The organism is Bradyrhizobium sp. HKCCYLS20291 (assembly GCF_051167715.1).
Classification (GTDB): Bacteria; Pseudomonadota; Alphaproteobacteria; order Rhizobiales; family Xanthobacteraceae; genus Bradyrhizobium.
Window position 1 is genome coordinate 129,029 of record NZ_JBNPTO010000010.1, and the last position, 20,476, is coordinate 149,504.

Below are 20,476 nucleotides of genomic sequence, written 5' to 3' on the forward strand. Positions count from 1 at the left end.
ACGGGAGAGGCTGCTCAGGCCGCGGAGGCCGGCGGCAGCGCCAGCACCGAATAGATCGCCTGGGCATCACGCGACGCCCGGAGCTTCTTGGCGACGTCCTGGTCGCGCAGCAGGCGGGCGATTCGCGCCAGCGCCTTCAGATGGTCGGCACCGGCACCTTCAGGAGCCAGGAGCAGGAACACCAGATCGACCGGCTGGCCGTCCATCGCCTCGAAATCGATCGGCCGCTCCAGCCTGGCGAACAGCCCGAACAGCTTCTCCAGCTTCGGCAGCTTGCCATGGGGAATCGCGACGCCGTAACCGACCGCGGTGGTTCCGAGCTTTTCCCGCTGCAGCAGGACCTCGAACACGTTGCGCTCGTTCTGCCCGGTCAGTGCCGCCGCCCGCGCGGCCAGCTCCTGCAGTGCCTGCTTCTTACTGATGACCTTCAAAGCCGGCAGGATCGCCTCGGGTGCGACCAGATCGGTAATCGGCATAGGGCGTTCCGAGGTGATTGAACCGTCAGTGTGCGAAATAGGTCGGGACAGACCGGCGTCAAGAAGCTGAGGCGGCAAGCGGGCTTAACCCGTGTCCAATGCGAGGGGCTTCTACCCCAACGCAACGGCGGTGCCAACTCCCGCAAGCATGTTCCCCCTGGCTATCCTTAAGATCGCCGGAGCATGGCGGCCTGAAGGCGCCAACGCCCGGATCGGCCGATCGCACCACGGCCTCGCCGTGGCGTGACGTCGCAATCGGTGCGTCAAGCACCTGATCAGGAACCTGATTTTCACGTCCCTCGTGGAACCCGAGGCGCGCCCGTATGACTACGGCTTGACCGCGGGGGGATCGACCCAGCCGATATTGCCATCGGCACGGCGGTAGATGATGTTCACGCGGCCGCTCGAGCCATGCTGAAAAACCATGCAGGGTGCCCCGGAAAGGTCCAGTTCCATCACCGCCTCGGAGACCGACAGCCGCTTCAGGGCCGTGGTGTTCTCGGCGATGATGACGGGGCTGTACCCGGTGATCTCCTCGTCGCCCTCAGCGGGCGCCTCGATCACGTAGCTCGGCGCATCCAGCACCGCACCATCGAGGCTCGCCAGCGCTGCGGTCGCCGCGTGGGACTTGCGGGCGGAACGGTCCTTGAGCCGGCTCTTGTAGCGGCGCAGCCGCTTTTCGATCATCAGGAGCGCCTGGTCGGCGCTGGCATAGGCGTCCGGGGCGTTCGATTCGGCCTCGAGCGTGATGCCGGAATCCAGGTGCAGGGCGCAATCCGTCTTGAACCCGAAGCCATCCTTGGAGAGCGTGACGTGACCGGAATAGTTGCCGTCGAAATATTTGCGCAAGACTTCGTCGGTGCGCTCGCTGACGCGCCCTCGCAGCGCTTCGCTGACGCTGATGCTTTTTCCGGAAATCCGCAGGGTCATGTGTCGCCTCGATTCATGTGAACCGGCTATGACACTAAGCCTATTTGGTTAAGGCGCAATCTTGAGCTGCGGTCAAACTGACGCGGTATCCCGGGTGCGGTCGGCACTGGCCGGCGCCGACAGGGCATGCGCCAGCATGCTCTGCTTGTCGCGGCGACGTTGCACCGAGGACGGAATCCGCATCGCCTCCCGGTATTTCGCGACCGTGCGGCGCGCGATGTCGATCCCGGCGGCGCGCAGCTTCTCGACGATGGTGTCGTCCGAGAGAATTGCGGAGGCATCTTCCGCATCGATCAGCTGCTTGATGTGATGCCGCACCGCTTCCGCCGAATGCGCCTCGCCGCCATCGGCCGATGCGATCGAGGCGGTGAAGAAATATTTCAGCTCGAAAGTGCCGCGATTGGTCGCCATGTATTTGTTGGCGGTCACGCGTGACACCGTCGACTCGTGCATCTGGATCGCATCTGCAACCGCCTTCAGGTTCAGCGGACGCAGATGCGCGACACCATGGGTGAAGAAACCGTCCTGCTGGCGCACGATCTCGGTCGCCACTTTCAGGATCGTGCGCGCGCGCTGATCGAGCGCGCGGACCAGCCACGTCGCATTCTGCAGGCAGTCGGTGAAGTAGGACTTGTCGCCGTCCTTGCGGATCGTCTTCGACAGCTCGGAGTAATAGACCTGGTTCACCAGGACGCGCGGCAGCGTGTCGCTGTTGAGCTCGACCAGCCAACCGCCATCGGGGCCCGGACGCACATAGACGTCGGGCACCATGGTCTGCGTGCGCGTCGTGCCGAATTTGAGGCCGGGCTTGGGATCGAGCCTTCGAATCTCGCCGATCATGTCGACGAGGTCCTCGTCGTCGACGCCGCACAGCTTTCGCAGGGAACCGAAGTCGCGCTTGGCGAGAAGATCGAGATGCTCGACCAGCGCCTGCATCGCCGGATCGTAGCGGTCGAGTTCGCGCAGCTGGATCGCGAGGCATTCGCTCAAATTGCGCGCGCAGATGCCCGGCGGATCGAACGTCTGCAGCACGCCGAGCACGGCGTCGACGTCGGCCTGCTCGGCGCCGAGGCGGTCGGCGGCCTGGGCGAGATCGGCCGGCAGATAGCCGGCCTCGTCGACGAGATCGATCAGATATTGGCCGATCATGCGGTCGGCCGGCGTGATGAAGGCGACGGCGGCCTGCTCGGCGAGATGATCCGACAGCGTCGTCTCGGCCGCCACGAAGGCTTCGAGATTGTAGTCCTCGTCACCGGAGGCACCACCGCCCCATTCGGTGTAGGTGGTCGGCGCGGCGTCCTGCGCAGTGCGCGCCGCCGCTTCCGCAGGCTCCTCGGAGAAGACGTTTTCGAGCCCGGAATCGAGCGTCTGTTCGATCTCCGTACGCGTGCCGAGATCGCGGCTCATCCAGTCTTCGGGCGCGCTCTCGTAGTTCTCGCCCGCGCCACCGGCACCGTCGCCAAAATCTTCGCCACCGCTTTCGCCGGCCTCGGAGAATTCAGCGCGCTCGGCCATCTGCTGCTCGCCGGCGACCGGCGTTTCCGGACCGTCGCTGGCGCGCTCCAGCAGCGGATTACGCTCCAGCTCCTCTTCGACGAATGTGGAGAGGTCGAGATTGGACAATTGCAGCAGCTTGATCGCCTGCATCAGCTGCGGCGTCATCACCAGCGACTGCGACTGGCGGAATTCTAGTCTCTGCGTCAACGCCATGGGAGCAAGAACATTCCCTTACTGGTCCAATTCTTGCTTATCCTAATCTGCGCGCGATGTACACGTCTTGACGTATAAGAAAAACGGAGTATGGCGCGGCTGACAAGACGAGGTTACCGGTCCGCACAAGGTGTCCGGGAAACAGCGTGAATCATAGCGATTCCGTCGCTTGTCGTGCTGCCGACAAATCCCGCGTCGGTATTCCTACAACCTGAATTCCTCACCGAGATACAGCCGGCGCACGTCGGGATCGGCGACGATCTCCTCGGGGCTGCCTTCGGTGAGAATCTGTCCGGCATAGACGATGTAGGCGCGGTCGGTGAGACCGAGCGTCTCACGAACATTATGGTCGGTGATCAGCACGCCAATGCCGCGATTGGTGAGATGGCGCACCAGCTGCTGGATGTCGCCGACGGCGATCGGATCGATGCCGGCGAACGGCTCGTCGAGCAGCATGTAGTTCGGCCGGGTCGCCAGCGCGCGCGCGATCTCGACGCGGCGGCGCTCACCGCCGGACAGCGCGATCGACGGCGACTTGCGCAGCCGCGTGATGGTGAACTCCTCGAGCAACGCGTCGAGCTCGCGCTCGCGCTTCTTGCGCGAGGGCTCGACGACCTCGAGCACGGCACGGATGTTCTGCTCGACGGTGAGGCCGCGGAAGATCGAGGCCTCCTGCGGCAGGTAGCCGATTCCCAGTCGCGCGCGCTGATACATCGGTAGCCGCGTCACATCGTGACCGTCGAGCTCGATGGCCCCGCGATCGGCCTTGATCAGGCCGGTGATCATGTAGAACACGGTGGTCTTGCCGGCGCCGTTCGGCCCGAGCAGGCCGACCGCCTCGCCACGGCGGACATAGATCGACACGCCGCGCACCACCTGGCGGCTGCCAAAGCTCTTCTCGATCGAATGCACCGCGAGGAAGCCCGGCCGGCGCAGCAGCTGCGGGCTGGCGACGGCGCCGTTGTTGCGCGGCTTGGCCGGCACCGGCTGCGAGGACGGCCGCTTGCGCTGGATCTGCTCGGTGTTCTGCGGCGAGCGCGGATTGATGCGCATCGCGGGCTGCTGCTCGCTCCGAGGCGAGTCGTTGCGCACGGAATCGGCAAGCGCGGCGAGCGGATCGTCGCTCATTGTCGAGCTGAAGGGATCGTCCATGGCCGTGATGTCGTCGCGCCGCCGCGCCGAGCCGCGCTGGCCGCGCTTGGCGGGACGCCCACGAAACATGCCGAGTAGATCCACCATCCCCGTTTCGCTTACGCCCTTCGAGGCTGCCCGTCACCGGCCGCAGCGCTGGCTCGCCCGCTCACCGCGAGCGAACGCATCTCACCTGCCTCGCGGATCACAGGGACACACGACGGCGGCCAAAGCGCGGGGAGGCCCGCGCTCCGGAGTTTATCGTCTGACGGCGAGGTCACGATCGCCCCTCGGAAGAGGTGACCGATCACGAGAAGCGCATCGGCGTCCGGCATCACTGTCTCGCAGGTCTGAAGCCGGGTCCCGGCGCCCCGTTGCTGCGGCCCTGCGACAGAACCGCCCGCTCGCTAGATAGAGGCAGCCGCGGCATCGTTCAACAGGAGCCGCGGGCGTTTCGCTAAATAACTGAGATCACTTCTGTTTGCTGGGAGCGAGCTGCAGCGGCCCGGGGCTGGCCGGGGCTGCGGCCGTCGACGGACCGCAGCCGCCGCCGTTCGTTCCCGAGCCTGCCTGAGGCAGCAACACCTGCACACCGCGGCCACCGTCGGATTCCACCCGCGACACGCCGGTGGTCATGTCCACGGTCAGGCGGTCACCGCGCATGACGTTCTTGCACTGGGTCAGCACCACGCCGCCCTGCATCGTGATCATGTTGGTCTTGGTGTCGTAGACCGCGGTCTCGCCGGTCACGACCTGGTCCTTCTGCGTCACCTTGACGTCGCCGCGCGCCTCCATGCGGCGAATCGCCGAACTGCCGTCCGGGCCCGGTGTCGCTGCCGGCGCGGCCTTGGCCGGCTTGGCGCCCGCTTGAGCGCCGCCGTCATAGAACACCACCAGCGACTTCGAGGTCATGGTGGTGTCGCCCTGCACCACCTTGACGTTGCCGGAGAAGGTCGCCTCCTTCTTCTTGTCGCGCATCTCCAGCGCGGCGGCCTCGATCTGGATCGGCTGGTCGCGGTTCTGCGAAAAGCCCTGCATGGCATTCGGCACGCCGGTGCCCTGCGCCCACAGCGCTCCGCCGGCGCCAGCCAGCACGGCCGTCGTCAGCGCGACGACGCCGGCGGCGCGAATCGTTGTGGAAATGAAGCGGCACGTCGTCATGGGATCACTTTGGGTTGCGGGCGGGACGCACCGGATCGGCGCTCGCCGTGGTCGCCGGAGCGGCATTCATGTTCTCGAGATTCATCACGACGTTGCCCTCGAAGCGGATGACCTCGCCATTGTCGGTAATGCGCAGGCGATCCGCGGAGAGCGTGCCGTTGGTCAGCTTGACGTCGACCCGCTCGTCCGAGGTGACGCTGCCCTTGGCCATGTCGACGAAGGCCCGGCTCAGCCGCGCCTCGTAGCCCGTCGTGGTCGTCAGCAGGATGTCCTTCCTCAGCTCGAGCTGCTGCTGCTTGGTATCGAACACGCCGGTGTTGGCCTTCAGGGTCACGACGGACTGATCCTCCATCAGCACCTTGGCGCGGAGGATGTTGAGCTCGACGTGATCGGTATCGGCAAGGTCCTGGACCGCGCTCTTGGCAACGAGATCATAGGGCCGCTGGTCCGGCGTGAAGCCGGTCAGATGCGGCGTCTCCATCGTGATCTTGCGGCCGGAGACGACGAGATTGCCGGTCAGATTGGGGGTGTTGATCGGCATGTGAAACGGATTCAACAGCGCAATGCCGATCACCACCGCCATCGCCAGTCCGACCGCGGCCGGCACCGCGATCCGCAACAGCCGCACGATGCGGCTGTGGCGCGCCGCCACCGCGAAACGCGCCTGCAAGGTGGGATCATAGGCGGGGTTCTGGACCGAGTTCACCGGAGCTCCGACGGGCGCGGGACGCGCGCGAAACAGCGCTCATCCTACCATGGCCGTGCCGGCCATTGCAGCCCGGAACTGTCGCGAAATCGCGACGCAGGGGCGACCGCAATCATTAAGAGAGATTAATGATCGTGAACGGCGCCGCGCCGTTACGAATGCGCAAAGATGTCCTCGGCCTCGAATCCGCCCAGATCGAGGATCGCGCGGTGCGGCAGGAACGCGAAACAGGCCTGCGCGACCGCCATCCGCCCTTCCCGCGCCAGCATCACGTCGAGCTTCTCGCGCAGCGCATGCAGGTGCAGCACGTCGGAGGCGGCATAGGCGAGCTGCGGCTCGCTGAGCGCGTCGGCGCCCCAGTCGCTCGACTGCTGCTGCTTGGAGAGATCGACGTTGAGCAGTTCGCGGACGAGGTCCTTGAGGCCGTGGCGGTCGGTGTAGGTGCGCGCCAGCCGCGAGGCGATCTTGGTGCAGTAGACCGGCTGCGGCATCACGCCGAAGGTATGAAACAGCGTCGCGACGTCGAAGCGCGCGAAGTGGAAGATCTTGGTGATGGCGGGGTTGCCGAGCAGCGCCTTCAGGTTCGGCGCGTCGGTGTGTCCCTTGGGGATCTGCACCACGTCGGCCGAGCCGTCGCCGGGCGACAGCTGCACCACGCACAGACGGTCGCGGTGCGGATTGAGCCCCATCGTCTCGGTGTCGATCGCGACCGACGAGGTGTAGCGGGAGAGATCGGGCAGGTCGCCGCGGTGCAGGCGTACGGTCATGGCTGTCAAACCCTCAGTCGAATCGGTATGGGACGCGACGGGCCGGGGCGACGCCGCAGGAAGCGCTCGGGAACCGGCTGTAGCCGGGCACTGGTAACCATCCGGCAAACGCGCCGGGACGGCGCTCGATAATCAGCCGAGGGATTGCCAGCCCGGCCGCCCGGATGCAAGGGCTGGCCGATGTGATCGCACCAACCACCCTGGCGTCTCCGCAGCAGCCAGAGCGCGCAGCATCGGACTGCCATCGATCGCTGCCGGCACAATGATCAGGGATGTTCGATGGACGGCGCATGGCGCGGCAAGCGACGAGACGCTTGGCCGGGCGCGGTGTCGCGGACTAACATCGGTTCGCGCCGGAGCGGGAGGATGCTACCGACGGCAATTACAAATCGCAAACGACCATCTGCACCCGCAGGCAGAGCGACGAGGACACGACCATGAAGCAGCTGCTGGAGCAGTTTGCCGAGGAGCTGATGCAGGACGACCTCCTGGTGCGCGTCGCCTGCGGGCTGTGCGGGGCGGTCCTGACGCCGATCGGGCTGCTGCTGCTCTATGGCTTCACGACGCGCGGGATCGAGAGACTGCCGATGCCGTGGCCCGTGGCGGCGCTCGCCGTGACGGTGCTGCTCGTGCTGGGCCCCCTCTTGATCCTGCGCAGCGTGCTGTCGCGCCAGACGAAGCTCGGCAGCTTCGCCGAGCGCTACGCCACGCTCGGCTTCCTGCGCCGGCCGGACGATTTCACGGTCGGAATCATGCTGCCGGCGATCGCGCTCACGGTGCTGCTGCGCAGGCTCGGCGTCAAAGGCGAGGCGCTGGCCGACTAATCCTTTCGTAGGGATGAGACCGCGGACCAGCCGACCCGCATGTTTTGCGCTGCGGCGGATCGCGCCCGACCGATCGATGCAAGTCCTGCATTGATCGATGCCGCCTTTGGCTTTGACAGAAAATGCCCCTCGCCCTAGGCACGAGACTGGCGCTTGATCTAGCATCTGCAGTGGAGCGACCCAAGTCGGCCCGCAGAATTGCCCAACGACGACAAAATTCACAGGAGGAGAAAGCCCAGATGAAGACCCTTTCAGCTATCATTGCGGCCGCCGTTCTGGCGGTCTCATCGCCTCTGGCGATGGCGCGCGATTTCCGCTCGGCCGACGTGCATCCCGCCGACTATCCGACCGTCGAAGCCGTCAAGTTCATGGGCAAGCAGCTCTCCGAGGCGACCGGCGGCAAGCTTGGCGTCAAGGTGTTCCCGAACGGCGCCCTCGGCTCCGAGAAGGACACCATCGAGCAGCTCAAGATCGGCGCGCTCGACATGATGCGGATCAACTCGTCGCCGCTGAACAATTTCGTGCCCGAGACCGTCGCGCTCTGCCTGCCCTTCGTGTTCCGCGACACCCAGCACATGCGCACCGTCCTGGACGGGCCGATCGGCGACGAGATCCTGGCCGCCATGGAGCCGGCCGGCCTGATCGGCCTCGCCTACTACGACAGCGGCGCGCGCTCGATCTACACCGTCAAGGCGCCGGTCAAGTCGCTCGCCGACCTCAAGGGCCTGAAGATCCGCGTGCAGCAGTCCGATCTCTGGGTCGGCATGATCCAGAGCCTCGGCGCCAACGCCACCCCGATGCCCTATGGCGAGGTCTATACCGCGCTCAAGACCGGCCTGGTCGACGCCGCCGAGAACAACTGGCCGTCCTACGAGTCCTCGCGCCATTTCGAGGCCGCCAAGTACTACAACATCACCGAGCACTCGCTGGCCCCCGAAGTCCTCGTGATGTCCAAGAAGGTCTGGGACACGCTCAGCAAGGAGGACCAGGCGCTGGTCCGCAAGGCCGCCAAGGACTCGGTTCCGGTGATGCGCAAGCTCTGGGATGAGCGCGAGCAGGCCTCCCGCAAGATCGTCGAGGCCGCCGGCGCCCAGGTCGTGACGATCGCCAACAAGCAGGAGTTCGTCGACGCGATGAAGCCGGTCTACCAGAAGTTCGCCGGCGACGAGAAGCTCTCGAAGCTCGTCAAGCGCATCCAGGACACCAAGTAAGACAACAGTGACGGGATCCGGCGTCGCCGCAAGGCGGCGCCGGACACTGCACCAAAAGAGGGGGAGGGAATGACAGATCCACATGTCGCAAGCCACGAGCAGGAGACCGGGCGTCCATCGACCGGCCCGCTGTCGCGGATCAACGCCGTCGTCGCACGCCTGGGCATGTACCTGTCCGTCACCGGCCTGCTCGTCATCGTCACCATCGTGTTCTACCAGGTGTTCGGACGCTACGTGCTCAACTCGAGCCCGACCTGGACCGAGAACCTGGCGCTGGTCCTGATCCTCTACGTCACCCTGATCGGCGCCGCCGTCGGCGTCCGCGACGCCGGCCACATCGGCATGGACAGCCTGCTGGTGATGCTGCCGGACTCAACGCGCGAGAAGATCGAGCTCGTGATCCATGTGCTGGTCGCCATCTTCGGCATCGCGATGGCCTATAATGGCTGGATCCTCGGCGCCTCCGTCGGCACGGTGAAGATTCCTAATCTCGGTCTGCCCGAAGTCGTCCGCTACGTGCCGCTGGTCACCTCCGGCGTGCTGATCGTCTCCTTCTCAATCGAGCACATCATTGCTCTGCTGCGCGGCGAAGAGGTCGTCCCCTCATGGAACTAATCATTCTCGGCGCCACGTTCTTCGGCTTCCTGGTTCTCGGCGTCCCCGTCGCCTTCGCCATCGGTCTCTCCGCGCTCTGCACCATTCTGTATGAAGGCCTGCCCGTCGCCGTCATCTTCCAGCAGATGATGTCGGGAATGAACATCTTCTCGTTCCTGGCGATCCCGTTCTTCGTCTTCAGCGGCGAGCTGATGCTGCATGGCGGCGTCGCCGACAAGATCGTGCAGCTCGCCAAGAACCTCGTCGGCCACATCCGCGGCGGCCTCGGCATGTCCAACGTCGTCGCCTGCACGCTGTTCGGCGGCGTCTCCGGCTCGCCGGTCGCCGACGTCTCGGCGATGGGCGCGGTGATGATCCCGATGATGAAGAAGGAAGGCTTCGACACCGACTACGCCGTCAACGTCACCACCCACGCCTCGCTGGTCGGCGCCCTGATGCCCACCAGCCACAACATGATCATCTATGCGCTCGCCGCCGGCGGCAAGGTGTCTATCGGCGCACTGATCGCCGCCGGCCTCCTGCCGGCGCTGGTGCTGATGATCTGCATGCTGGTCGCGGCCTACGCCGTCGCGGTGAAGCGCGGCTATCCCGCCGGCAAGTTCCCGGGTTGGTCGGAAGTGGCCCGCTCGTTCGCAGCGGCGCTGCCGGGCCTCCTGATCGTCGGCATCATCCTGACGGGCATCCTGTCCGGCGTCTTCACGGCCACCGAATCCGCGGCCGTCGCGGTCACCTACACGATCGTGCTGACGTTCTTCATCTACCGCACCATGACCCTGCAGAACTTCCTGCGCGCCGCCGCCAAGGCGGTGAAGACCACCGGCGTCGTGCTGCTCTTGATCGGCGTCTCCACCATGTTCCAGTACCTGATGGGACTGTACGAGGTGGCCGACTTCGCCGGCGACCTCATGAACAAGGTCTCGTCGCAGCCCTGGATGATCTTCCTGCTGATCAACGTCATCCTGTTCCTGCTCGGCACCTTCATGGACATGGCGGCCACCATCCTGATCTGCACGCCCATCTTTCTGCCGATCGCGATGAAGGCCGGCATGGATCCGGTGCAGTTCGGCATGCTGATGCTGATCAACTGCGCGCTCGGCCTCAACACCCCGCCGGTCGGCACCACGCAGTTCGTCGGCTGCGCCATCGGCGGCATCTCGGTCGGCGCGGTCATGCGCACCATCCTGCCGTTCTACGCCGCGCTGATCGCCGCGCTGATGTTCGTGACCTACGTCCCCGCCTTCTCACTGTGGCTGCCGCGGCTGCTGATGGGCTACAAGGGATAACGCAAGACGGTTCGCAAGCCTGGCCGGCGAACGACACCTGAAACGGCATACCCGACAGCCACATCCTCCGCTGTCGTCCCGGACAAGCCCGCCGACGCAACGCGTCGGCGGGCGCAGATCCGGGACCCATAGCCACCGGCCGCCATGAGTCGCGCGGTACGGACCGCCTGCCCCTTCCAGCCATCACGCGGTATGGGTCCCGGCGTTCGCCGGGACGACGGCTGTGGTTGGCGTGTTCAGTATCGCCTCCGAGAAAAATTCGAAGCGTGCGGCGTCGTTCTCGCCGTCATTTCAGTGACAGTGCATGCATGCGTCGCTGTGGCCCCTTGGCCCCCGTCCGCTACTTCGGCTCCTGCAGCGTCACGCCGTAGCGGCTGTAGATGCGCTGGACGGTGCCGTCGGCGCGCAGGCGGGCCAGGGCCGCCTCCACCGCCTCGCGCAGCGCGTCATCGGGGCGAATCATGCCGATGGCGACGTTCCAGTTGAGGCTCGGCTCGCTGTCGTCGAGGGCGATGATGCGGAGCGCCTTGTCCGGATGGGTCTGGTTGTAATAGGCGGCGTTGGCGGGCGTCACCGCGGCGGCGGCGATCTCGTGATTGGCGAGCGCATCGAGGCTGTCGATCTCGAAGCCGAAGGTCGATATCGGCACATGACGCTGGCTGATCAGCATGGCCGCCACCGACCCGACCTGCACGCCCACCTTGGTCGTCTGGTCGAGTCCGGTGATGGAGGTGAGCTTGCTCGCCTGCGGCACCGCCAGCGCCACGCCCGTGTGATAATAGGGCTTGGTGGTCTTCAGCCGGGTCTGCTCGAGCGCCTCCGGATCGGCAATGATGTCCATGACGATGTCGCACCCGGCGGCGCGCATCTGGAACATGGTGATGATCCAATCGAGCCGCAGCGAAACGCCGAGCTCGCGCGCCAGTGCCTGGCCCATCTCGACCTGAAAGCCCGGCGGGTCACCGGCCTTGCTGGCAAAGGGCAGCGAATTGGGATGGGCGCACAGCCCGATTTGGCCTTGCGAGCGGATGGCGTCGAGCGAGCGCGCCTCGGCCTGGCCGATCAAGACAAGGATCGTGCCAATCACGGTGGCAAGCAGCGCGAACATTCGTGTCATGTCGTCGTCCTCAACCGATGACTCTCAACTAATCCGGCTTCAGCGCGCGGATGTAGACGATGATCGCGTCGATCTGCGCATCGCTGAAGGATTCGCCGAACGCCGGCATCGCGCCGGGCTTGCCGACCTTGATCCGGTTGCGCAGGAAGTCGTCGCTGCGTGGCGAGTCCATCAGCTGCGGGCCCTTGCCGGCGACGCGGCCGGCGCCGGAGTGGCACCAGCCGCAGGTCGTCGCGAACAATTGCTGAGCGTCGAACTGCTCGGCCGGCGGCGCGGGTGCGGCGGACTGCGCCCACACCGGTGCGGCGCAGGCGAGCACGGCGGCGGTGATCGCCGGCCAAAGCGCCCGAACCACGCGGGATCGCTGCACCACTCGGAGTGTCGTCCACGCCAGTTTCGTCAACACAAGTCTGGTCGATTCAAAAGTCATCGAGCTTCATCTCGTCAAGCATGGCCGATTCAATTGCGTTCCATCGCGAGGGCGCCGCGCGCCAAATCTATCGCATGTGACAATCGGAGTTTTGTTCTCACCCGTCTCCACGTCGTCATGGCCGGGCCTGTCCCGGCCATCCACGTCGTTCTGCGCACTGAGAGCCACGTGGATGCCCGGGACAAGCCCGGGCATGACGGAGTAACTAACTGCCAGTATGGTTCGTCGCGACAGCCCCTGATCACCACACGCGACAAACCCGACCGCGGGGATCGGCGAACCGGTCCCCGCGACGTCTCTGGCCTACTTCAAGCTGTAGACGATCAGCGCGCCGTCGTCCCTGGGCATGCTCTTGTAGACGCCGCCGAACGTGGCCGCGTAGTCGTCCGACAGCATGCCGCCGAAGCCGGCGGTCATCGCGATGTACTGCTTGCCGCCCACCGAGTAGCTGATGATGCCGCCCTGATGGCCGGTGCCGTTGTTGCGGCTCCACAGCTCGGCGCCGCTCTCGGCGTCATACGCATGCACGGTACCGCGCGAATCCGGCACGAACACGAGATTGCCACCGGTCGACAGCACGCTCGCGATCGGCGGCTCGGGATATCGAACCTCCCACTTCTTGGCACCGGTGATCGGATCGCGCGCATCGAGATGGCCGTAGATCTCACCGCCCGGGGGCGGTGCGATCTTGAAGTCGGCGCCGATGTTGAGCTGGACCTGCGGCGCCACCACCGGCGTCGTCTTGACGACGTCGAGCGTCATGCACCATTCCTGGCCGATCTTGTAGTACAGGCCGGTCTTCGGATTGTAGGATCCGCCGTTCCAGCTCATGCCGCCGCCGATATAGGGGCAGAGCGGCTCGGTCACCTTGCCGGCGGTGAAGTCGCGGCGCCCGATCAGCTCGCCGGTCTTCGGGTCGATCGTCTTGACGAAGTTGATGTTCTCCACCAGCCGCCAGACGTTGTTGACCTTCAGATCGCGGTCATAGACGAACACGAAGCCGCCCTTGTTGGGATGCACGACGAGCTTCTTGCCGTCGCGTTCGAGCATCAGGAACTCGCCGACCGCGCTGTCGAAATCCCATGCGTCGTGCGGCAGCTCCTGGTGATAGAATTTGAGCTTGCCGCTGTCGAGGTCGAGGCCGATCACCGACGTCGTATAGAGGTTGTCGCCCGGGCGGGCGCCCTGGGTCTTCCAGTCCGCGCCCGACCAGTCATACAGCGGGGCCGGGTTGGCCGTGCCCCAGAGCACCGTGTTGGTCTCGCTGTCGTAGGTGCCGGGCATCCAGCCGCCGCCGCCGCCGGTGCGCCAGGAATCATTGCCCCAGGTCTTCATCGCCTCTTCGGTGCCGGCGACGGTGAGGAATTCCCACTTCTTCTTTCCAGTCGCGGCATCGACGCCGAAGATCGGGCCACGGCCCGGCCATTCGCCGCCCTGCGAGCCGATCACGATGGTGCCCTTGGCATAGAGCGGCGCGCCGGTGAAACCGACCGTCAGCTTCTGCGAGTCGATCAGCTTGGTGTCCCAGGCGACCTTGCCGGTCTTCATGTCGAGCGCGATCAGCCGCCCGTCCATGGTGCCGACATAGACCTTGCCGTCGCCGATCGCGACGCCGCGATTATAGGGCGAGTGGGTCTGGCGCGCGACCAGCGCCTCGTCCAGCTCCGGGAAGTACGACCAGATCACCTCGCCGGTGGCGCCGTTGAGCGCGAATACGCGGCTGTAGGAGCCCGTGTAGTAGAGCACGCCGTCGGCGGCCAGCGGCATCGACTGCAGGCCGCGCGTCGATCGTCCGGGAATGTGGATCCAGGCGACGCCGAGATTGCTGATATTACCCGTGTTGATCTGCGCCAGCGGGCTGTAGTGATAGGACTTGTACGAGCCGTGGTAGGTCAGCCAGTCGTTCTGGCCGCCGGCTTCGATGCGCGCCGAGTCCACCGTCTGCGCCGATGCCGCCGTCGCGGCGAGCATTGTGGTGATGGCGAGCGCGATCGGCCCAGCAAGACGTTTCCGTTGCTTTATCATGGCACTTCCTCCGCTACGTTCTTCGTTGATGGCACTGCGATTGTCGCGAGCCGCCTTCGCCAGATCGTCTGCCGCTACGCCGAGCTCGTGTGATGCGCCGTGTGTCGACGGGACGAGTGACGCCTCAACCTAACGTTTAATCGTACCGCTGTGAATGCGCCGAGGGGGAGGCCGTCCCGATCGCGCCGGGCATTCGTCCCGCAGCAAATCCGCAGCGCAAAAAGCCGAATCGCGCCAGCGGAAGCCAACGATCGCCAAGCTGTGCAAGCGACGCAGATCGGTGGCGTGCGATCTCCGCCATTTGCTCCACATGCTCGCCGCCATGTCGACGATGTCGGGTCCGCGAGCGCTATTAGTCAGACATGCTGACTTATCGCATGTGCGGAAGACAAAATGAGACTCTACGTCAAACCGCAACCCCGGCTCCGGATGCGACGCGGGTGAGTGCGACGCGGCGAGGAGATGCAATGCGGCGCGCCGGCGTGCATTCTTGGACGTCCATTCTTGGAATGAAGAGGAACTTGCGATGGTGACGATCGGCTTCATCGGTCTGGGTGTCATGGGCGAGCCGATGTGCCGCAATCTGGCGCGGAAGTCCGGCGCCATCGTGTACGGGTTCGATCGAGTGGACGCGCCGCTTGCGCGGCTCGCCGAGGTCGGCGTCATCAGCGCCGCGTCGCTGGCGGAGCTGGCGCGCAAGACTGATGTGATCTTCATGGCGTTGCCGAGTGGCAAGCATGTCCTGGCCGTGTGCGACGGCGACGACGGCCTGCTCCGTTACGTCGAGGCGCGCCACACCATCGTCGACCTCGGCACCTCGCCGGTGCAGGCCAGCCGGGAGCTCGCCGCGCGTTTCGCCGCCAAGGGCGCCGCCTTCGCCGATGCGCCGATCGCCCGCACCCGGCAGGCGGCCGAGGACGGCACCTTGAGCGTGATGGTCGGGGCCGACGCGGCGACGTTCGAACGGCTGCGGCCTCTGATCGCGATGTTCGCGACCGACATCACCCATTGCGGCGGCGTCGGCGCCGGCCAGGTCGTGAAGATCCTCAACAACATGGTGCTGATGCAGACCGTGGTCGCGCTCGGCGAGGCGCTGGAGACCGCCAAGCGTGCGGGCCTCGATCCCAAGCTGCTGTTCGAAACGCTCGCCAAGGGCTCCGCCGACAGCTTCGCGCTGCGCAACCACGGCATGAAGGCGATGCTGCCGGACACATTTCCCGAGCGCGCGTTCTCGACCGAATATGCGCGCAAGGACATCAGCTACGCGCTCGATCTCGCCAGGTCCGTGCAGATCGATCTGCCGGGCGCGGAGCTCGCCGACCGGCGGCTCGGAGAGGCCATCGCGGCGGGCTATGGCGATCTGTACTGGCCCGTGCTGGCGCGCGTGATCGCGGCGTCACGCACGGAGTGACCTGGGCATCGGGCTTTGTTGGTTTGCCCTGGCCCGGCGAACCGCATCCATGATTGCCAGCTGACAACGGCGTCCCGTGTCGCCGCCAATAAGCTCGCTCCCGCAACGTGTCGGCGGGCGCTGATCCGGAGCCAAGAACTACCGGCGGTCATGAAGCGCGGGAAACGTACCGCATGCCCCTTCCAGACATCACGCAGTGTGGGTTGCCGCATTCGCGGGACGACACCGCCAGCAGCCGACAGCGAGGCGGCACGCCATCGAAGGCATCGGATGAGCATCGTCCCTTTGGCCCATTGGTGCACTGCCACCATACTCCAAGAAGCCCAGATCTCCTGACGTTTGACTCAAGGCTGTCTATGCTAAAGAGCCCTTTGCGTTGTATAGTGTTCTACACAACACAGTTTCGAGCCATGGAAGCAACGTGGCATGTTCCGCGCATCTAGGCGAGTAAGGGTTCGAACCAGATCTTAAGTTAGTTGCGGCTACGGCGCCTCCCGACATGAGGCGTTTCATTTTGCATCCCGCGATCCTGCATTGAGCGATTATCATCCATGTATTGTATTTATATCGGAGATCTCTAATGGCAGCAGAACTCTTCATGGTTGCTGTAGATTGGTACGGCCCCTCGTACAGCCTTACTCAAGCACGCCAGCTAGGACAAGAAAACCAAGTTGAAGAATGCCTTTACCTTGCCTACGAACCCGCGGGTCAAGAACGATCCTATGTTGGAATATCACATAACATTTCGACTCGATTGACGACGGGTCATCATATCTTTGGCACTTGGCCTGAGGAAACTTTCGAGTTGTGGCTTGGTATTGTTAAATCGCAGCCCGAACCCGGTCGCAGACCGTCTAGCAGCCCCAAGGTTCATAGCGAGGCACTACATTTCGCCGAGGCACTCACCACGTTCTTCGTCGAGACGACTATGAATCAAAAGAAGTCGCAGTCACCTCCTCGAAGAAGTGGGGTGCTCTTCAATCGCTGGTACAAGCTTAAGCCCGACTGGCCCCGCCACAACAAGCGGCCGCATCCGCGTTGGCCCAATCTTATCGAGTGCGATATGGATGAGAGGGTCGGGCGGAACGTGTACTTTGGGGGACGGGTCGAGACGAAAGAGTTTTAGGAATACAAGGTCGCTCGCCGCGAGGTAATTTTCTTCCACCAAATCGACTAACCATTGTGTATTTTGCCCGTCGTGCCAGTCTGTCGCAACATTTCGCCTTGCACCGTCGGGCAACTCACCTGCACATTTCCGCGCGTCCCTGCTGCCGCATGAGGGGCGTGTCGCGACCGTCGCGAGACGTTGGCAGTGGGATGCGATGGGCGTGTGTCGACGCAGCGTGGTTCAGTCCGCGCGGACGAACGATCGATGCACGGCCAAAGTGCGTGGTCTTGATATTCCGATGCTGATCTGCCGTTCGACGGCGTGTCGGCACGGCGTATTGGCCGACAGGTCCGAGGACGGTGCATGCACGACTCAGGCGAGCGCGCATGCCCGGCGACAGCGAGCTCGCTGATCCGTCAATCGCCAACGCGCCGCTAAGGCGCGGTCTCCGAGCCCGGTCGATCGCGGGTCTACGCGGCGCGAACCGTGTCCAGGAAGCGTCCGACCTCGCGCTTGAGGCGGCCGCTTTCCTGCGACAGCGATTGGGCGGCCGACAGCACCTGGGACGACGCCAGTCCGGTTTCAGCAACGTCGCGCTGGACGCCGTTGATGTTCGACGACACCTGGTGTGTGCCCTGCGCAGCCTGCTGCACGTTGCGGGAGATCTCCTGCGTCGCGGCGCCCTGCTCTTCCACGGCCGCTGCGATGGTCGAAGAAATCTCCGACAGCCGCTCGATAGTGCCGCTGATCCCCCGGATGGCGGACACCGACTCCTCGGTTGCCCCCTGAATGCCGGCGATCTGCTGGCCGATCTCGCCGGTCGCCTTCGACGTCTGCTCGGCCAGCGCCTTCACCTCGGAAGCGACCACGGCAAAACCGCGTCCTGCCTCGCCGGCGCGGGCCGCCTCGATGGTGGCGTTGAGGGCGAGCAGGTTGGTCTGCCCCGCAATGCTGTTGATCAGCTCGACGACGTCGCCGATGCGCCCCGCAGCGCGCGACAATTCGCTGACGCGATCATTCGTCGTGCGGGCCTGGCCGACGGCATCGCCGGCCATCCGCGCGGACTCCTGGACCTGCCGGCTGATCTCGTTGACGGACGACGACAGCTCCTCGGTCGCCGACGCGACCGACTGCACGTTCGTCGAAGCTTCCTCCGACGCCGCAGCAACGACGGTGGCCTGCTGCTGGGCCCGGCTCGCCGTGCCGGTCAGCGTCGATGCGGCGGCTTCGAGCTGGGTCGACGCCGTCGAGACGGTGTTGACGATGCCGCCCACGGCCGCCTCGAATTCGTTGGCCAGCTTCAGCATCGCGGTCCGCCGCTGGCCCGCGGCAATCCGATCCTGCTCGGTCTTGGCTTCGGCCTCCTCGCGCGCCTTCTGCTCGGACAGCACCTTGAAGCGCTCGACCGCGCCGGCGACATCACCGACCTCGTCCTGGCGGCCGAGTCCCGGCAGGACCACGGAGAAGTTTCCGGACGCCAATTCTCCCATCGCGGCGGCCAGCGCGCGGACCGGCCGCGCCACGGTCAGGATCACCAGCGCGGCCGCGGCAATCAGGACCAGGATCACCAGAGCGGCCACGATGGTGAAGGACTTTTCCGAGCTGGCAACGGTGTCCGCCATCCGTGCGAGCTGCTGCTCGACGCTGTGCTCGGCGAACTCGACGATCTTGTTGGAGAGCTCATCGAGCTCCCTCGCGTCACGTGCGGCGTCCTCGCGGACGATCCGTTTCGCGTCGGCCTCGAGCTTGGCGGCTTCGGCCGGAACCTCGCTTCCTGCGGCCCGCCTGGCCTCGATCGCAAGCGCGTCGGCGCGCAGCTTGGCGGCCTCGCTGGCCTGCGCCGCATAGTCGGCTCCAAGCGTGGCCATCTTCGAAATGCGGTCGCGGTTCTCCGGATTGGTGGAGAGCTTCAACATCGCCTCAGTGGAGCCGGCCAGAGACTTCTTGCGTGCCGCGATAGAGTCCAGCGCCGATCTCAACGCGTTGGCGTCGGCTGCAAGCAGGATGTCCCGCATACCGATCTGCATCCCGCGGACAGATGCCTTGGCGTCGATGCCATCGCGCGCGATGACCTGCTGGCGATCCGCCGCATCGGCAGCAGCCTTGACCTGTTCGGTGCCGGTCATCTGGATGTAGATCAGCGCTGCGACGAGAAGAATGCTGATGACCGATGTGACGATGAGCTTGGTACCGATCCGGATGTTCTCGATCATTCTCATGGCAGCGCGGAATTCCCTGGGCTTGACGACACGTGACCTGCGCGAATTGCAGTCACACACTGCCGGGAACCTTCCAACGGAATGGTTAACGGCATCGAATCGTCTCACCCGTACTAATACGAGGCCTGTTCGATGTTGCCGTCACCGGCCAGCTCGTGGCGATCGACCTTCAGCCGGCTCGACCTACATATACGGTGTTTCCACGCCCTGATCTTCTGGACCGATGCGCGTCGGCAGCTTGCAGGCATCGCTCCGGCGGTTCGAGGCGCGACGCCCGCCACCGTCATCGTGAGGAGCAAAGCGACGAAGCAATGCCAGTGGAGTTGTCAGCATGCCTCCCATGCACGAATTGCCCGTCGTGTTAGTTTGCCGCAGCATTTTCTCTTGTGCCGTCGGGCAAATCAGTCGCACATTTCCGCCCGTCCCTGCTGCCGCATGAGGGGCGTTTCGCGACCGTCACGGATCGTTGGCAGTGGGATGCGATGGGCGTGTGTCGACGCAGCGTGGTTCAGTCCGCGCCGACGAACGATCGATGCACGCACGGTCAAGTCGCGCGGTCCTGACATCCCGACGCTGATGTCAACTCACGTCGAAGCTTCGCTTCGCGTGGGGATGGTGGCCAGCAAGCCGGCGCACCAGGGAGAACGCGAAGCAGCCGTTAAAACCGTTGCGCAGGGAGGGCCGGATGATCCGGCGCGTACCTGTGGTTCCTGCCGCCAGCATTTCTTTCGCTGGCGGGCCATGGGTGCGACCGGCACCCGGCCTTCCCTGCGCCCTCATGATTTCGGGGGCGAGACGATCAGCAGAGCTCGGGCGCGGGATGCGCCGCGAGGCTGTAAGGTCTTGCCTGGAATTCGCGAATGACGCTGACGCTACGAATGTCGACGAGATGCGATGCGCGCTCGGTCCACCCTCCCCTGGAGGGGGAGGGTGGGAGTGTGCAGCCGGCGGCGGCGATATCACGGACATCGAAAGCAGGAGGGTCGGGTGGTTCGAGGACGAGCGTGTCGCCGACGTCTTGGCATCGTACCCCAAAATCGATCCCAATCCGACCGATCGGCGCGCGTCAGCGCCTTCGTCTGTCACAGATCACTTATGCGGGGGAGGCCACCACCAAAAATGGTGCCCAGGAAAGGACTCGAACCTTCACGGCCGTTAAGCCACTGGCACCTGAAGCCAGCGCGTCTACCAATTCCGCCACCTGGGCATGTGGGGGCGGTGTGTACGGATCGAACGGCGGCTTGTCAAACCGCTGAAGGCCCAAGATGACAATTTTTCTCACCCGATACGCAAAAACACGGCTCCCTTTTCCGCGGTGCGGACGATGGGCTATACAGCGGCGCAAGATGGCG

Annotated in this window: 17 protein-coding genes and 1 tRNA gene; 6 read left to right on the forward strand and 12 right to left on the reverse strand. The window is 64.8% G+C overall.

Going from position 1 to position 20,476, the window contains the following annotated elements; translation table 11 throughout:
- Window positions 1-14 precede the first annotated feature (14 nt).
- The 7 genes from ptsN to ACQR07_RS22300 form a co-directional block, all read right to left on the reverse strand.
- Window positions 15-476 carry a PTS IIA-like nitrogen regulatory protein PtsN gene (gene ptsN, locus ACQR07_RS22270; protein ID WP_008962742.1) on the reverse strand — a complete coding sequence of 154 codons (462 nt, stop codon included), beginning with the start codon at window positions 474-476 and terminating at the stop codon, window positions 15-17.
- Window positions 477-803: 327 nt separating this feature from the next.
- The gene (gene hpf / locus ACQR07_RS22275) at window positions 804-1,406 is read right to left on the reverse strand and encodes a ribosome hibernation-promoting factor, HPF/YfiA family (RefSeq protein WP_434869660.1); all 603 of its coding nucleotides are present in this window, start codon (window positions 1,404-1,406) and stop codon (window positions 804-806) included.
- A 72-nt stretch (window positions 1,407-1,478) separates the two neighbouring features.
- Window positions 1,479-3,116 carry an RNA polymerase factor sigma-54 gene (gene rpoN, locus ACQR07_RS22280; RefSeq protein ID WP_434904295.1) on the reverse strand — a complete coding sequence of 546 codons (1,638 nt, stop codon included), beginning with the start codon at window positions 3,114-3,116 and terminating at the stop codon, window positions 1,479-1,481.
- A 204-nt stretch (window positions 3,117-3,320) separates the two neighbouring features.
- Entirely contained in the window at window positions 3,321-4,355 is a 1,035-nt protein-coding gene (gene lptB / locus ACQR07_RS22285; RefSeq protein ID WP_434904296.1) for an LPS export ABC transporter ATP-binding protein, read from the reverse strand.
- Between the two features lie 363 nt (window positions 4,356-4,718).
- A complete protein-coding gene (locus ACQR07_RS22290) occupies window positions 4,719-5,408 on the reverse strand; it encodes an LptA/OstA family protein (RefSeq protein WP_434904297.1) in 690 nt (229 codons plus the stop codon).
- Window positions 5,409-5,412: 4 nt separating this feature from the next.
- Entirely contained in the window at window positions 5,413-6,114 is a 702-nt protein-coding gene (gene lptC, locus ACQR07_RS22295; protein ID WP_434904298.1) for an LPS export ABC transporter periplasmic protein LptC, read from the reverse strand.
- Between the two features lie 152 nt (window positions 6,115-6,266).
- Window positions 6,267-6,881: a ribonuclease D gene (locus tag ACQR07_RS22300; protein WP_434869655.1), complete on the reverse strand. Its 615-nt coding sequence runs from the start codon at window positions 6,879-6,881 to the stop codon at window positions 6,267-6,269.
- A gap of 437 nt (window positions 6,882-7,318) precedes the next feature.
- Here ACQR07_RS22300 and ACQR07_RS22305 point away from each other — a divergent pair, with 437 nt between their 5' ends.
- From ACQR07_RS22305 to ACQR07_RS22320, 4 genes are all read left to right on the forward strand, one after another.
- Window positions 7,319-7,705: a hypothetical protein gene (locus ACQR07_RS22305; RefSeq protein WP_434904299.1), complete on the forward strand. Its 387-nt coding sequence runs from the start codon at window positions 7,319-7,321 to the stop codon at window positions 7,703-7,705.
- Window positions 7,706-7,944: 239 nt separating this feature from the next.
- The gene (locus tag ACQR07_RS22310; RefSeq protein WP_434904300.1) at window positions 7,945-8,916 is read left to right on the forward strand and encodes a TRAP transporter substrate-binding protein; all 972 of its coding nucleotides are present in this window, start codon (window positions 7,945-7,947) and stop codon (window positions 8,914-8,916) included.
- 69 nt (window positions 8,917-8,985) lie between these two features.
- Window positions 8,986-9,531: a TRAP transporter small permease gene (locus ACQR07_RS22315; RefSeq protein WP_434904301.1), complete on the forward strand. Its 546-nt coding sequence runs from the start codon at window positions 8,986-8,988 to the stop codon at window positions 9,529-9,531.
- Window positions 9,522-10,814, forward strand: a complete 1,293-nt coding sequence (locus ACQR07_RS22320; protein WP_434904302.1) for a TRAP transporter large permease — start codon at window positions 9,522-9,524, stop codon at window positions 10,812-10,814. Before ACQR07_RS22315 ends, ACQR07_RS22320 begins: the two co-directional genes overlap by 10 nt.
- A gap of 340 nt (window positions 10,815-11,154) precedes the next feature.
- Here ACQR07_RS22320 and ACQR07_RS22325 read toward each other — a convergent pair whose 3' ends face one another.
- The 3 genes from ACQR07_RS22325 to ACQR07_RS22335 all read right to left on the reverse strand — a co-directional run bounded on the left by ACQR07_RS22325 (window position 11,155) and on the right by ACQR07_RS22335 (window position 14,386).
- A complete protein-coding gene (locus ACQR07_RS22325) occupies window positions 11,155-11,931 on the reverse strand; it encodes a substrate-binding periplasmic protein (protein ID WP_434904303.1) in 777 nt (258 codons plus the stop codon).
- Window positions 11,932-11,959: 28 nt separating this feature from the next.
- Window positions 11,960-12,286, reverse strand: coding sequence for a c-type cytochrome (locus ACQR07_RS22330; protein WP_434904304.1), 327 nt, complete (start codon window positions 12,284-12,286; stop codon window positions 11,960-11,962).
- A gap of 378 nt (window positions 12,287-12,664) precedes the next feature.
- A complete protein-coding gene (locus ACQR07_RS22335) occupies window positions 12,665-14,386 on the reverse strand; it encodes a pyrroloquinoline quinone-dependent dehydrogenase (protein ID WP_434904305.1) in 1,722 nt (573 codons plus the stop codon).
- A 490-nt stretch (window positions 14,387-14,876) separates the two neighbouring features.
- Here ACQR07_RS22335 and ACQR07_RS22340 point away from each other — a divergent pair, with 490 nt between their 5' ends.
- Entirely contained in the window at window positions 14,877-15,797 is a 921-nt protein-coding gene (locus ACQR07_RS22340; protein ID WP_434904306.1) for an NAD(P)-dependent oxidoreductase, read from the forward strand.
- Window positions 15,798-16,377: 580 nt separating this feature from the next.
- A complete protein-coding gene (locus ACQR07_RS22345; RefSeq protein WP_434904307.1) occupies window positions 16,378-16,923 on the forward strand; it encodes a hypothetical protein in 546 nt (181 codons plus the stop codon).
- A gap of 452 nt (window positions 16,924-17,375) precedes the next feature.
- On the opposite strand, the gene ACQR07_RS22350 is transcribed toward ACQR07_RS22345, so the two are convergent.
- Both ACQR07_RS22350 and ACQR07_RS22355 read right to left on the reverse strand, forming a co-directional pair.
- Entirely contained in the window at window positions 17,376-19,124 is a 1,749-nt protein-coding gene (locus ACQR07_RS22350; RefSeq protein WP_434904308.1) for a methyl-accepting chemotaxis protein, read from the reverse strand.
- Window positions 19,125-20,244: 1,120 nt separating this feature from the next.
- Window positions 20,245-20,331: transfer RNA gene (locus ACQR07_RS22355), tRNA-Leu, on the reverse strand.
- Window positions 20,332-20,476: the final 145 nt, after the last annotated feature.

What these genes read in the sequence shown, in the direction of transcription:
- ACQR07_RS22320 (WP_434904302.1), top strand. Translation starts at nt 9,522, where the DNA reads ATGGAACTAATCATTCTCGGCGCCACGTTCTTCGGCTTCCTGGTTCTC.
- lptB (WP_434904296.1), bottom strand. Translation starts at nt 4,355, where the DNA reads ATGGTGGATCTACTCGGCATGTTTCGTGGGCGTCCCGCCAAGCGCGGC.
- ACQR07_RS22325 (WP_434904303.1), bottom strand. Translation starts at nt 11,931, where the DNA reads ATGACACGAATGTTCGCGCTGCTTGCCACCGTGATTGGCACGATCCTT.
- ACQR07_RS22315 (WP_434904301.1), top strand. Translation starts at nt 8,986, where the DNA reads ATGACAGATCCACATGTCGCAAGCCACGAGCAGGAGACCGGGCGTCCA.
- ACQR07_RS22290 (WP_434904297.1), bottom strand. Translation starts at nt 5,408, where the DNA reads ATGACGACGTGCCGCTTCATTTCCACAACGATTCGCGCCGCCGGCGTC.
- ACQR07_RS22300 (WP_434869655.1), bottom strand. Translation starts at nt 6,881, where the DNA reads ATGACCGTACGCCTGCACCGCGGCGACCTGCCCGATCTCTCCCGCTAC.
- hpf (WP_434869660.1), bottom strand. Translation starts at nt 1,406, where the DNA reads ATGACCCTGCGGATTTCCGGAAAAAGCATCAGCGTCAGCGAAGCGCTG.
- ptsN (WP_008962742.1), bottom strand. Translation starts at nt 476, where the DNA reads ATGCCGATTACCGATCTGGTCGCACCCGAGGCGATCCTGCCGGCTTTG.
- ACQR07_RS22345 (WP_434904307.1), top strand. Translation starts at nt 16,378, where the DNA reads ATGGCAGCAGAACTCTTCATGGTTGCTGTAGATTGGTACGGCCCCTCG.
- ACQR07_RS22305 (WP_434904299.1), top strand. Translation starts at nt 7,319, where the DNA reads ATGAAGCAGCTGCTGGAGCAGTTTGCCGAGGAGCTGATGCAGGACGAC.
- ACQR07_RS22310 (WP_434904300.1), top strand. Translation starts at nt 7,945, where the DNA reads ATGAAGACCCTTTCAGCTATCATTGCGGCCGCCGTTCTGGCGGTCTCA.
- ACQR07_RS22335 (WP_434904305.1), bottom strand. Translation starts at nt 14,386, where the DNA reads ATGATAAAGCAACGGAAACGTCTTGCTGGGCCGATCGCGCTCGCCATC.
- rpoN (WP_434904295.1), bottom strand. Translation starts at nt 3,116, where the DNA reads ATGGCGTTGACGCAGAGACTAGAATTCCGCCAGTCGCAGTCGCTGGTG.
- ACQR07_RS22350 (WP_434904308.1), bottom strand. Translation starts at nt 19,124, where the DNA reads ATGAGAATGATCGAGAACATCCGGATCGGTACCAAGCTCATCGTCACA.